Annotated in this window: 12 protein-coding genes; 6 read left to right on the top strand and 6 right to left on the bottom strand. The window is 66.9% G+C overall.

The genetic code is table 11. The features are described from left to right. The coding region (locus tag AC01Y6_RS03425; protein WP_476670238.1) for a long-chain-fatty-acid--CoA ligase at positions 1 to 1,581 on the bottom strand (1,581 nt) is incomplete at its 3' end. 88 nt (positions 1,582 to 1,669) lie between these two features. Between AC01Y6_RS03425 and AC01Y6_RS03420 the strand changes: the two genes are divergently transcribed. After that, on the top strand, positions 1,670 to 2,296 hold the full coding sequence (locus AC01Y6_RS03420) for a phosphoribosyltransferase (protein ID WP_347240508.1): 627 nt from the start codon (positions 1,670 to 1,672) through the stop codon (positions 2,294 to 2,296). Further along, positions 2,284 to 2,661 (top strand): cupin domain-containing protein, encoded by a 378-nt coding sequence (locus AC01Y6_RS03415; protein ID WP_347240509.1) that lies wholly within the window; start codon positions 2,284 to 2,286, stop codon positions 2,659 to 2,661. Before AC01Y6_RS03420 ends, AC01Y6_RS03415 begins: the two co-directional genes overlap by 13 nt. A 125-nt stretch (positions 2,662 to 2,786) precedes the next feature. Here the strand turns inward: AC01Y6_RS03415 and AC01Y6_RS03410 are convergent, their stop codons facing one another. The 4 genes from AC01Y6_RS03410 to speD form a co-directional block, all read right to left on the bottom strand. Continuing rightward, positions 2,787 to 3,743 (bottom strand): ABC transporter permease, encoded by a 957-nt coding sequence (locus AC01Y6_RS03410; protein ID WP_347240677.1) that lies wholly within the window; start codon positions 3,741 to 3,743, stop codon positions 2,787 to 2,789. Beyond that, positions 3,733 to 4,656, bottom strand: coding sequence for an ABC transporter ATP-binding protein (locus tag AC01Y6_RS03405; protein ID WP_347240675.1), 924 nt, complete (start codon positions 4,654 to 4,656; stop codon positions 3,733 to 3,735). The genes AC01Y6_RS03410 and AC01Y6_RS03405 overlap by 11 nt, the downstream gene beginning before the upstream one ends. A gap of 1 nt (position 4,657) precedes the next feature. Beyond that, the gene (locus AC01Y6_RS03400) at positions 4,658 to 5,803 is read right to left on the bottom strand and encodes an NEW3 domain-containing protein (RefSeq protein ID WP_476670235.1); all 1,146 of its coding nucleotides are present in this window, start codon (positions 5,801 to 5,803) and stop codon (positions 4,658 to 4,660) included. Positions 5,804 to 5,894: 91 nt separating this feature from the next. Next, complete coding sequence (gene speD / locus AC01Y6_RS03395; protein WP_347240673.1) at positions 5,895 to 6,332, bottom strand: adenosylmethionine decarboxylase; 438 nt, start codon at positions 6,330 to 6,332, stop codon at positions 5,895 to 5,897. Positions 6,333 to 6,620: 288 nt separating this feature from the next. On the opposite strand from speD, the gene sdhC reads away from it, so the two are divergent. Genes sdhC through AC01Y6_RS03375 form a run of 4 tightly spaced genes read left to right on the top strand, consistent with a single transcriptional unit; the run spans position 6,621 to position 9,814 of the window. After that, positions 6,621 to 6,986 (top strand): succinate dehydrogenase, cytochrome b556 subunit, encoded by a 366-nt coding sequence (gene sdhC, locus AC01Y6_RS03390; RefSeq protein WP_347240672.1) that lies wholly within the window; start codon positions 6,621 to 6,623, stop codon positions 6,984 to 6,986. Beyond that, positions 6,976 to 7,371 (top strand): succinate dehydrogenase hydrophobic membrane anchor subunit, encoded by a 396-nt coding sequence (locus tag AC01Y6_RS03385; RefSeq protein WP_347240670.1) that lies wholly within the window; start codon positions 6,976 to 6,978, stop codon positions 7,369 to 7,371. The genes sdhC and AC01Y6_RS03385 overlap by 11 nt, the downstream gene beginning before the upstream one ends. A gap of 1 nt (position 7,372) precedes the next feature. Then, positions 7,373 to 9,106 carry a succinate dehydrogenase flavoprotein subunit gene (gene sdhA / locus AC01Y6_RS03380; protein ID WP_347240669.1) on the top strand — a complete coding sequence of 578 codons (1,734 nt, stop codon included), beginning with the start codon at positions 7,373 to 7,375 and terminating at the stop codon, positions 9,104 to 9,106. Positions 9,107 to 9,115: 9 nt separating this feature from the next. After that, positions 9,116 to 9,814, top strand: coding sequence for a succinate dehydrogenase iron-sulfur subunit (locus AC01Y6_RS03375; RefSeq protein ID WP_347240668.1), 699 nt, complete (start codon positions 9,116 to 9,118; stop codon positions 9,812 to 9,814). Here AC01Y6_RS03375 and aspS read toward each other — a convergent pair. Then, a complete protein-coding gene (gene aspS, locus AC01Y6_RS03370) occupies positions 9,811 to 11,079 on the bottom strand; it encodes an aspartate--tRNA(Asn) ligase (protein ID WP_476670233.1) in 1,269 nt (422 codons plus the stop codon). The two genes, AC01Y6_RS03375 and aspS, sit on opposite strands and share 4 nt — an antisense overlap. Between the last annotated feature and the right edge of the window lie 285 nt (positions 11,080 to 11,364).

Here is an 11,364-nt window from a genome sequence, read left to right as displayed (position 1 = left end):
GACCTTGTAGGCGGCGAGGTTTTGGCGGCAGAAGGCTTCAATGTCCTTCTCGCTCACCTTCCCCCGGTACTCGGGCTTGAGGACCAGGAAGGCGGCCACGGTCTCGCCCCGGTAGGGGTCGGGGACGCCCACCACGGCGGCTTCCTGGACGGCCTCGTGCTGGTAGAGGACCTCCTCCACCTCCCGGGGGTAGATGTTGTAGCCCCCGGCGATGATCAGGTCCTTCTTGCGGTCCACGATGTAGAAGTAGCCCTCCTCGTCCATGCGGGCCAGGTCCCCGGTGAAGAGCCACCCCTCCTTTAGGGTTCGCTCCGTTTCCTCGGGGCGGTTCCAGTAGCCCTTCATGACGTTGGGGCCCTTGACGATGAGCTCCCCCACCTCGCCGATGGGGACCTCCTTGCCCTCCTCGTCCACCACCTTGGCGTCCACGCTGGGGAGGGGCAGGCCGATGGAGCCCTTTTTGGCCTTTCCCAGGACGGGGTTGCAGTGGGTGACGGGGCTTGCCTCGGAGAGCCCGTAGCCCTCAATGAGCCTCGCCCCGGTGATCTCCTCAAAGCGCTTGGCCACCTCCACGGGGAGGGGCGCGGCCCCCGAGATGCAGATGCGGATGCTCTTCACGTCCCGCTTCTCTATGCCGGGGAAGTGGTTGAAGGCCACGTAGAGGGTGGGCACCCCGGGGAAGTGGGTGACCCGGTGCTTCTCTATGGCCTCCACGATGGCCTTGATCTCCGGCCTCGGGAGGAGCACGAGCTTGTAGCCGGCGTAGAGGCCGTAGTTCATGGCCACGGTCATGCCGTAGACGTGGAAGAAGGGCAGGGCCCCGAGCATCACCCCCTTGCCCACGAGGTCCTTGGAGGTGGGGTCCCAGGCGTCGATCTGCAGGACGTTGGCCACGAGGTTTTTGTGGGTGAGCACGGCCCCCTTGGCGAGGCCCGTGGTGCCCCCGGTGTACTGGAGGAGGGCCGGGGCCTCGGGGTCTATGGGGTGGGGCTCGGCGGGAGGGCGCTTGAGGAGCTCGGTGAAGGCGTGGAACCCCTTCCGCTTGGGGAAGCCCAGGGGAAGTTTGTCCCTTTTCGCCTTCAGGGGGTAGAGGAGGTTCTTGGGGAAGGGGAGGAAGTCCTTGATCCCCGCGACCACCACCCGCTTCACCGGGACCTCCTTCTCCACCTCCAGGAAGCGGGGGAGGAGGTGGTCCAGGATCACCAAGGTCTCCGCCCCCGCGTCCAAGAGCTGGTGGCGGAGTTCCCTTGGGGTGTAAAGGGGGTTCACGTTCACCCCCACGCCCCCGGCGAGGAGGGTGCCGTAGAAGGCGATGACGAACTGGGGGGTGTTGGGGAGCATGATGGCCACCCGGTCCCCAGGGCGCACCCCCAGGTCCTCGAGCCCCTTTGCGAAGCGGCGGACCAGGGTCCATAGCTCCCGATAGCTCAGATGCTTTCCTAAAAACTCCAAGGCCGTCCTCTCGGGGAAGCGGCGGGCGCTTTCCTCCAGAAAGCCCCAAAGGGGGATGGGAGGCACCTCCACTTCGGTGGGGACACCGGGGTCGTAATGGGCCAGCCAGGGTTTCGCGCTTACCTGCATTCTCCCCCTCCTTGCCCTCTAAGTTACCAAAAGCTTTATACCGAGTGCAAGACTAAGGGCCGGTGTAGCATGGGAAGGGAGGTTTCCTATGCGCTTTCGCGACCGCAGGCACGCGGGGACCCTTTTGACGGAGGCCCTGAAGCCCTTGGGCCTGGAGCGGCCCGTGGTCCTGGGCCTGCCCCGGGGCGGGGTGGTGGTGGCCGACGAGGTGGCCAGGCGCCTGGGCGGGGAGCTGGACGTGGTCCTGGTGCGCAAGGTGGGGGCGCCGGGGAACCCGGAGTTCGCCCTGGGGGCGGTGGGGGAGAAGGGAGAGCTTGTCCTCAGGCCCTACGCCCACCAGCACGCTGACGGGAGCTACCTGGAGCGGGAGGCGGCCCGGCAAAGGGACCTGATCCGCAAGCGGGCGGAGCGCTACCGGAAGGTGCGGCCCAAGGTGCCCCTCAAGGACCGAGAGGTGGTCCTGGTGGACGACGGGGTGGCCACGGGGGCCAGCATGGAGGCCGCCCTCTCCGTGGTCCTCCAAGAAGGCCCCAAGCGGGTGGTGGTGGCCGTGCCCGTGGGAAGCCCCGAAGCCTTGGAAAAGCTGAGGGAGCGGGCGGAGGTGGTGGCCCTCTCGGCCCCTCAGGATTTCGCCGCCGTGGGGGCCTACTACCTGGACTTCGGCGAGGTCACCGACGAAGACGTGGAGGCCCTTTTGCTACAATGGGCCCCATGAAGCCCGTGGTCAAGCAGGCGGCCCACGTGGAGGCCCGCCCCGTGGAGCGAGGGGAGAAGGCCTTCATCCAGGTGCTCATCGGTCCCGAGGACGGGGCGCCCCACTTCATCCTGCGCAAGTTCACCCTGCTTCCCGGGGGGCGTATTCCCAAGCACAAGCACCCCACCATCGAGCACGAGCAGTACGTGCTTTCGGGGCGCATGAGGGTGGTGTTGGGGGACGAGGTGCGGGAGGTTTCCGCAGGCCAAACCGTGTATATCCCTCCGGAAACCCCCCACGCCTACGTCAACGAGGGAGAGGAGCCCGTGGAGTTCCTCTGCGTCATCCCCAGGACCAGCGCTTACGCCACGGAGTGGCTGGAGTGATACCACCCCAGGCTGGCTTGTGCCAGCCTGGGGGCCCCGGGAAAGAAGGCCTAGAGAGGCCTTATGGCCTTGGCTTAGGCGAAGGATTCACACCAAAAGGGTATGATGCCCTTCTGCAGGCCACGCTAGGCCCGAACCTCCTGCCGCTGGAAGGCCACGTAGGCCAGGGTGAAGAGGAGCACCGCCAGGGCGAAAAGGCCGGTGAGCTGGGGCCAGATGAGGAGGAGGCTTTGCCCCAGGGGCAAAGGGGTGCCGAGGACGGCCCCTTCCAGCTGGGTGATGAGGATGGGGCCCAGGGAGCGGACCGCCGGGTTCAGGATGGCGGTGAGGGCCTCGGCGAAGAGGGTGTTGGGGGAGAGGCGGGAGATCCAGAGGGCCAGGGTGGCCTGGTGGAGCTGGCTTTCCGGGTCAAAAGGATCGGCCCTGAGGAGGAGGGCGCTGGCCGCAAGGTCGGTGAGGATGGGAAAGAAGACGGCGAAGAAGAGCCAGACCCCCAGGGCGGCCAAGGCGGCGGTGGCGGGCTGGCGAAAGAGGACGGAGAAGAGGAGGCCCAAGGCCAGCCAGACCCCGGCGTAGGCCAGGGTGGCCAGGAAGAAGAAGAGGATGCGGGCCACCTCCTCCCCGCCCGGGGGGACCCCCAGGGTGAAAAGCCCCAGGCCCAGAACCAGGAGGAGGAGGGCGAGGAGGAGGACCCCCAAGGTGCCGAGGCCCGCCAGGAACTTGCCAAAGAGCAGGGCGTCCCGGTAGATGGGCTGGGAGAGGATGCGGGAGAGGGTGCCCCGGGCGTACTCCCCGTTCACGGCGTCAAAGGCCAGGGCGATGGCCGCCAGGGGCACGAAGAAGGAGAGGAAGCCCACGAAGGAGGGCAGGGGGTCTTGGGCGGTGGTGAGGAGCTTGAGGTAGAGGTAGGGGTCCTCTCCCACGGTCTGCCGCAGGGTCTGGGTCCCGGTGTAGACGGCGCTTAAGGCCGAGAGGAGGATGAGGACCTCGAGGATCCTCATCCTGAGGCCTCCAAGGTGGTCGGCCATCTCCTTGAAGAAGACCGCCCAGAGGCCCGTCCAGGGGGAACCCTCACGCCGCATGGCCTACCTCCTTGAAGTAGTGGGCGTAGATCTCGTCCAGGCTGGGCCGCCTCAGGGAAAGACCGTAGAGGGCGCCCCTCTCCACGGCGATCCTGGCCAGTTCAGGGCGCACGTCCTGGGTGGCGAGGACGCGGTAGCGGCCTCCTTCCGCCTCCACCCGGCTCACCCCCTTCACCTCGCGGAAAGGGCCCTCGAGGCCCGGGACCGCCTCCACCCACACCTCGTACCCGCCCCCCAGCACCCGGGCGGCGAGCTCCTCCACGCTTCCGAGGAGGGCGAGGCGGCCCCTAAAGAAAAGGCCCACCCGGTCGCAGATCTCCTGTACCTGGTGGAGGAGGTGGCTGGAGAGGAGGACGGTGATCCCTTCCCCCTTGAGACCCTTGATGAGCCCCAGGAACTCCCGGGCGGCCTCCGGGTCCAGCCCCAGGGTGGGCTCGTCCAGGATGGCCACCTTGGGGCGCTTGAGGAGGACCTCGGCGAGGCCCAAGCGCTGGCGCATGCCCCGGCTGAAGGCCGCCACCTTTCGGTCCCTGACCTCCCAAAGCCCCATGCGCTTCAGGACCTCCTCTATGCGGGCCTGGGCCTCCCCGTCGGGAAGGCCCAAAAGCCTCGTGGTGTAGCGCAGGTTCTCCCAGGCGGAAAGCTCCCCGTAAAACCCCACCTGGTCGGGGAGGTAGCCCACCCGGGCCTTGACCTTGAGGGGCTCCCGCATGGGGTCTAGGCCCAACACCCGGGCCTCGCCCGCCGTGGGTTCGGTGAGGCCCAGGAGCATGAGGATGGTGGTGGTCTTGCCCGAGCCGTTGGGGCCGAGGAGCCCGAAGACCTCCCCCTCCTCCACTTCCAGGTTCAGGTCCTCCACCGCCACCACGCGCCCGTAGCGCTTGGTGAGGCCCCGGGTCTCTATGACCGCCATGCTACCTCCGGCCGAAGCGGTTCACGGCGAAGCCCAGGACCAGGAGGGCCACGGCCATCAGGCCTATTCCCACCAGGCCCCAGAGGGTGGAGCGCACCACCGTGGCCCGGTAGTCCAGGCTTGCGGAAACCCCGTCGTCCCCGGAGAGGGAGAGGGTCACCATGTAGTCCCCGGTCACCGCTTTGGGGGAGGGCTTGATGCGGGCGGTGACCTCCTTCTCCTGGCCAGGGTCTAGGGCCTCGATCTTGTCGGGCTCAAACTTCACCTCCCAGCCGGAGGGTTCCATGGCGCTGAAGGAGAGGTTCTTGGCGGGGGCGCTCCCCTCGTTTTTCACCAGGAGCTTCACCGGGTTCTCCCGCCCGGCCACCACCTGGCCGGAGAGGCGCCCTTCCTTGGTGCTGAGGCGCGCCTCGGGCCGGCCCGTGACCTCCAGGGTGAGCCCGAGCTCCGCCTTGGCCTCCCCGGCCAGGGCCCGGAGGGTGACGGCGTAGGTGTCGGCCTTGGTGTCCTTGGGCAAGGAGACCTCCACGTCCAGGTCCTTGCTCTCTCCGGCCTTGACCGGGAGGCTCGTCACCTGCTGGCTTCCGAAGGCGGGGGTGAAGGTCACCTGGAAGCCCTTGGGGGCCTCGTACTCCAGGGAGACCAGGAGGTCGCGGTCGGACTCGTTCTTCAGGGTTACCCGGTAGCGGAAGGCGCTGGTGGGGGGACCCTTGAGGATGGGGAGCTCGGCCTCGAGGCTAAGCCTCTGGGGAAGCCCTTGGCCCACCACCAAAGCGATGGGGAGGCTTGCGGTCTGCCCCAGGCCCTCGGCCCGCACCAGGAAGCGGTAGGTGCCGGGCCTCACCTCCTTGGGCGGCTGGAGGCGGAGGGTGAGGGTGGCCTCCCCGTCTGGGGCCAGGTAGACCGCCCGCACCAGCCGCCCGCCCCCGATGAGGCTTGCCTGCCAGCCTGGGGCGGCTTCGGCCAGGGAGAGGCGGACCACCCCCGGGGGTAGGCCGTGGTTTTTGAGGGTCAGGGTGAGGTTCACGCTCTCCCCGGGTTGCACCCCCATCTCCGGGTAGGGGGTGCCCAGGGAGAGGCCGCGAAAGCTCTGGGCCAAAGCCACGCCGAGGACGAGCCCTAAGAGCGTCAGCAGTTTGCGCGCCATACTAAGCCTCCCTTACCAAAGTTAGGCAGGGAACATGAGCCCAAAATGAAAAGCCTCGGCCTCGGACGGGCCGAGGGGCGCGCCCCCGGGCCTAGCTCACCCGGGCCTCGAGGTACTCCCGTTCGCCCAGGACGATCTGTCGGGCGAGCTCCGGGTCCTTGGGGAACTCCTTGCCCCGCTGGATCATGTAGGTCTCGTACCGGCCGATCTCAAAGACCTCGGCCAGCTTCTTCAGGGCCTTGGCCATGTCAAAGGCCTTGCAGGAGAAGATATCTATGGAGAGGAAGCGCTTCTTGGGGAAGGTGTGGATGGCGATGTGGCTTTCGGCGATGATCACCACCCCCGTCACCCCGTCCTCGCCCTCGGGGCCGTAGCGGTAAACGAAGGGGGGGAGCACCTTGGTCATCTCCATCTCCTCGGGGAGCTCGTCCAGGACCTGACGCACCAGCTCGGCGTCCCGGAGCTTCTCGGGGTTGGCGTCGTAGCCGTCCACCATCAGGTGAGGGCCAAATCCAAAGAGTTCCACCATGACCACCTCCTTCCCGTGCCCCCCGGGGTATCCCCTGCGGCACGCCCCCCATTATGCCCCCCCCTCCCCCCCCTGTCAATACCTCGTCCTGGCAGAGAAAAACCCTTCCTACCCCCCTAGGGGGATTTCCCGGGGTGTCCCCCAGGGGGGCGGGGTGGGGGGCTTGGGGAAAAGCCCTTTCTGGTTCGGGCATCGGGTACGGGAGGGGAGTATATGGGCGCCGAGCGTGGGCTGGGCAACGCCCATTCCCAGGGGAAGGGTGTATGATAACCCCGGTAAGGAGGTGCCATGTACCGGGGAAGAGAAGGGCAGTGGGCGTTTTACCTGCACCGGATAGCGGGCCTGGGCATCCTGGTCTTCCTTATGCTCCACGTGGCCAACATCAGCAGCGCCATGTGGGGTCCGGAGGTCTCCAACGCCCTCATGAAGTTCTACCACCAGCCCGTGTTCCAGGTGGGGCTTCTCGTCCTCATCGCCGGGGTGCTCTACCACGGGTTCAACGGGCTCAGGATCATCCTCATGGACTTCACCTCCTTTGGCGTGCGCTACCAGAAAGAGCTCTGGTACGCGGCCTGGGTCCTTTTCGTGGTCTTCTACCTGCCCTTCCTGGTCAAGATCGGGGGCGGGATTCTGGGAGGCGGCCATGGCGATTAGGTCCAAGAGGTACCAGGAGGCGAGGCTCGAGGCCAGCACCAACCTGGAGCTTTACTGGTGGGTCTTCATGCGCATCAGCGGGGTGGTCCTGGTCTTCCTCCTCATCGGCCACATGTGGATGAACGCCGTCCTCACCGACCTCAACACCATCAACTACGACTACGTGGCGAGAAGGCTCTCCCAGACCACCTGGCGGGTCTACGACTGGCTCATCCTGGCCCTGGGCTTTCTGCACGGGGCCAACGGGCTCCGCTACGTGCTGGACGACTGGGTGCGGCACCCGGCGAGGCGCTTCTGGACCAAGGTGGTGGTCTACAGCCTCATCGCCTTCCTCTTCTTCCTGGGAAGCCTTTCCCTCTTTAACCACGACTTCGGGGTGAACTAGTATGGCGCACAGGCACGAGGTCATCGTGGTGGGCGCGGGCGGGGCGGGCCTCGCCACCGCCCTGTATGCGGCCAAAGAGGGCGCGGACGTGGCCGTGGTCTCCAAGCTCTACCCCACGCGAAGCCACACGGGGGCGGCGCAAGGCGGCATAGGGGCCGCCCTCGGCAACGTGGAGGAGGACCACTGGGAGTGGCACATGTTTGACACGGTCAAGGGGGGGGATTACCTCACGGACCAGGACGCCGCGGAGGTCTTCGCCAAGGAGGTCATCGAGGCGGTGATTGAGCTTGAGCACATGGGCCTCCCCTTTGACCGGCTTCCTAACGGCAAGATCGCCCAGCGCCGCTTCGGGGGGCACACCAAGGACTGGGGCAAGGCCCCGGTGCACCGGGCGGCCCACGCCGCCGACCGCACCGGGCACATGATCCTCCAGACCCTCTACCAGCAGTGCGTGAAGCACAACATCACCTTCTACAACGAGTTCCACGTCACCGACGTCATCCTGGAGGACGGGGTGGCCAAGGGGCTCGTGGCCTTGGAGCTCGCCACCGGGGAGCTCCACCTCTTTGAGGCCAAGGCCATCGTCATCGCCTCCGGGGGGTTCGGCCGCATCTACAAGGTGACCTCCAACGCCTACACCCTCACCGGGGACCTGCAGGCCATCCTCTACCGCAAGGGGCTTCCCCTGGAGGACATGGAGTTCTACCAGTTCCACCCCACGGGGCTTTTCCCCCTAGGCATCCTCCTCACCGAGGGGGCCCGGGGCGAGGGGGGGATTTTGCGCAACGCCTTGGGTGAGCGCTTCATGGAGCGCTACGCCCCCACCATCAAGGACCTGGCCCCAAGGGACCTCGTCTCCCGGGCCATGTACCTGGAGGTGCGGGAGGGAAGGGGCGTGGGCCCCAAGAAGGACCACGTCCTTTTGGACCTCACCCACCTGCCCCCCGAGGTCATTGAGAAGAAGCTTCCCGACATCACCGAGTTCAGCCGCATCTACCTGGGGGTGGACCCCTTGAAGGAGCCCGTGCCGGTGATGCCCACGGCCCACTACGCCATGGGGGGGATCCCCACCACCCTCTGGGGGGAGGTGATCCAGGACGAGAAGAACACCGTGGTCCCCGGCCTCTACGCCGCCGGGGAGGCGGCCTGCGTGAGCCTCCACGGGGCGAACCGCCTGGGGACGAACTCCTTGGGGGACCTCGTGGTCTTCGGGCGCCGGGCCGGGATCCACGCCGCCCGCTTCGCCAAGGACGCGGACTACCACGAGCTCACCGAGGAGCACCTCGGGGAAAGCCGCGAGCGCATTGAGCGCATCAAGCGCTCCACCGGCAAGGAGAAGGTGGCGGCGCTAAGGGCCGAGCTCCAGCAGTCCATGATGGACCACGCCTCGGTCTTCCGCACCGGGGAGCTTTTAAAGAAGCAGGTGGAAATCCTCAAAGAGCTCATGGACCGCTACACGCGCATCTCCATTGACGACAAGGGGGACGCCTACAACACCGAGCTCGTGGAGGCCCTGGAGCTCGGGTACCTCCTCGAGGTCTCCGAGGCCCTGGTCCACTCCGCCCTGAACCGCACCGAGTCCCGGGGGGCCCACGCCCGGGAGGACTACCCCGAGCGGGACGACCAGAACTGGCTCAAGCACACCCTGGCCTACAAGGTGGAAGACGGCAAGGTCTCTTTCCGCTACAAGCCCGTGGTCCTGGGCCGCTTTGAGCCCAAGGCCCGCACCTACTAGGAGGCCCGCATGCAGGTGACCCTCAAGATCCTCCGCTTTGACCCCGCCAAGGACAAGAGGCCCCACTTTGAGACCTACCAGGTGGAGGCCGAGCCCTGGGACCGGGTCTTGGACCTCCTGCACAAGGTGAAGTGGGACCAGGACGGCACCTTGGCCTTCCGAAGGAGCTGTGGCCACGGGATCTGCGGCTCCGACGCCATGCTCATCAACGGCAAAAACCGCCTCGCCTGCAAGACCCTGGTGAAGGACCTGGGGAGCGTCATCACCGTGGAGCCCATAAGGGGCCTCCCCGTGGAGAAGGACCTCATCGTGGACATGGAGCCCTTCTTCGCCGCCTACCGAGCGGTGAAGCCCTACCTCATCAACGATGAGCCCCCGCCCCAGCGGGAGAGGCTCCAGTCCCCCGAGGAGAGGGAGCGCTTTGACCCCGGCACCAAGTGCATCCTCTGCGCGAGCTGCACCACGAGCTGCCCCGTCTTCTGGGTGAACGGCACCTACATCGGCCCCGCCGCCATCGTCCAGGCCCACCGCTTCATCTTTGACTCTCGGGATAGGGGCAAGCGGGAGCGCTTCAAGGTCCTGGGCTCGGGGGGCGGGGTCTGGCGGTGCCGCACCGCCTACAACTGCACCGAGGCCTGCCCCCGGGAGATCCCCGTGACCCAGCTCATAGAGGAGGTCAAGCGGGAGATCCTCTTTGACCGCTTCTAGGGCGTGAGCCGGTGCCGGTCCCGGGGGAAGGCGCGGGCGTAGCGCACGTTGGGGAGGCCCAGGAGCTTCTGGGTGAGGCGCTCGGCCCCGATGGCGAATCCCCCGTGGGGAGGCATGCCGTACTTGAAGACCTCCAGGTAGCCCTGGAAGGCCTCGGGGTCCATGCCCTTGGCCTTCAGGCTCTCCAGGAGCTCCTCGTAGCGGTGGATGCGCTGGCCCCCCGAGGTGATCTCCAGGCCGCGGAAGAGGAGGTCAAAGCTCCGGGTGGTGCCCCCCTCCTCGGGGTGGGTGTAGAAGGGCCGGACCGAGCGGGGGTAGTGGGTAATGAAGAGCCAGTCCGAGCCCCAGCGCTCCTTGGCGTACTCCCCGAGGAGGCGCTCCGCCTCTTCGGAGAGGTCCTGGCCCACGGGGTAGCCGAGCTCCTCCTTGAGGATCCTTCTGGCCTCGGCGTGGGTGAGGCGGGGGATGTTCTTGGGGAAGGAGGGCCACTCCGCCTGGAGAAGGCGGATCTCGCTCCCCGCGGCATTCAGGGCCTCCTCCAGCATCTCGGCGAGGAGGGCTTCCTCAAGCCGCATGAGGTCCTCCTCGCTCCCGATGAAGCCCATCTCCACGTCCAGGGAGAGGTACTCGTTGAGGTGGCGGCTCGTGTGGTGCTCCTCCATGCGCCACACCGGGGCCACCTCGTAGACCCGTTCAAAAACCCCCACCATGATCTGCTTGTAGAGCTGGGGGGACTGGGCGAGGTAGGCCCTTTTTTCAAAATAGTCCACCCCGAAGAGCCCGCTTCCCCCCTCGGCCCCCGCCCGGACCACCTTGGGGGTGAAGATCTCGGTGAAGCCCTCCCGGTCCAGGTGGCGGCGGAAGCCCCGCACCAGGGCGGCCTGGACCTTGAGGGGGGCCCGGGCCTTTTCCCCCCTTAGGGTGACGTAGCGGTACTCCAAGAGGGTGTCGGGGTTCGCCCGCCACTCCTCCTTGGGGATCTCCACCGGGGTGGGCTCGAGGGCCGGGGAGAGGACCTCCACCTCCTGGGCCTGGACCTCGAGGCCCCCTGGGGCCTTCTCGCTTTCCACCACCACCCCCCGCACCCTCAGGGCGGACTCGGGTAAGGGGAGTTTGAGCCCCCCGGTGACCACCTGGACGACGCCGCTTCGGTCCCGAAGGAGGAGGAACTGGATCCTCCCCAGGTCCCTTCGCCAGTGGAGGAAGCCTAGAAGCTCCACCTCCTCGCCCACGTGCTCCCTTAGGTCTTGCACCAGTACCCGCATCTTCCCTCCTTAAGCCCTGGCCCCCCCGGCCACGGGGGACCGGGGGGGCCTTCCTTTGCCCCCCGCTAGCCGTTGTTGCGGCAAAGGGCCATGTTGGGCCTAAGTTTAGGGGCTTGTGCCCCCAAGGTCAAGCCGCTCAGGGCTTGCCTAGTAAATCGCCTTGTACCCCGGAGGGGGCGGGAGAAGGGTGAGAAGAACCCTAAGGCCGTAGGCGATGAGCTCCAAAAGCGCCCGCGCCATGGCCGTCCAAGGCTTCCGCTCCCAAAGGTATCCCCCACCCAGCCG

It is taken from the genome of Thermus sp., assembly GCF_056332225.1.
The sequence above is the reverse complement of the archived record's forward strand: the minus strand, read 5'-3'. Positions and strand labels throughout refer to the sequence as shown.

Bases quoted from the DNA above. Each gene is read 5' to 3' on its own strand.
- AC01Y6_RS03420 (WP_347240508.1), top strand. From the start codon at position 1,670: ATGCGCTTTCGCGACCGCAGGCACGCGGGGACCCTTTTGACGGAGGCC.
- AC01Y6_RS03415 (WP_347240509.1), top strand. From the start codon at position 2,284: ATGGGCCCCATGAAGCCCGTGGTCAAGCAGGCGGCCCACGTGGAGGCC.
- AC01Y6_RS03410 (WP_347240677.1), bottom strand. From the start codon at position 3,743: ATGCGGCGTGAGGGTTCCCCCTGGACGGGCCTCTGGGCGGTCTTCTTC.
- AC01Y6_RS03405 (WP_347240675.1), bottom strand. From the start codon at position 4,656: ATGGCGGTCATAGAGACCCGGGGCCTCACCAAGCGCTACGGGCGCGTG.
- AC01Y6_RS03400 (WP_476670235.1), bottom strand. From the start codon at position 5,803: ATGGCGCGCAAACTGCTGACGCTCTTAGGGCTCGTCCTCGGCGTGGCT.
- speD (WP_347240673.1), bottom strand. From the start codon at position 6,332: ATGGTGGAACTCTTTGGATTTGGCCCTCACCTGATGGTGGACGGCTAC.
- sdhC (WP_347240672.1), top strand. From the start codon at position 6,621: ATGTACCGGGGAAGAGAAGGGCAGTGGGCGTTTTACCTGCACCGGATA.
- AC01Y6_RS03385 (WP_347240670.1), top strand. From the start codon at position 6,976: ATGGCGATTAGGTCCAAGAGGTACCAGGAGGCGAGGCTCGAGGCCAGC.
- sdhA (WP_347240669.1), top strand. From the start codon at position 7,373: ATGGCGCACAGGCACGAGGTCATCGTGGTGGGCGCGGGCGGGGCGGGC.
- AC01Y6_RS03375 (WP_347240668.1), top strand. From the start codon at position 9,116: ATGCAGGTGACCCTCAAGATCCTCCGCTTTGACCCCGCCAAGGACAAG.
- aspS (WP_476670233.1), bottom strand. From the start codon at position 11,079: ATGCGGGTACTGGTGCAAGACCTAAGGGAGCACGTGGGCGAGGAGGTG.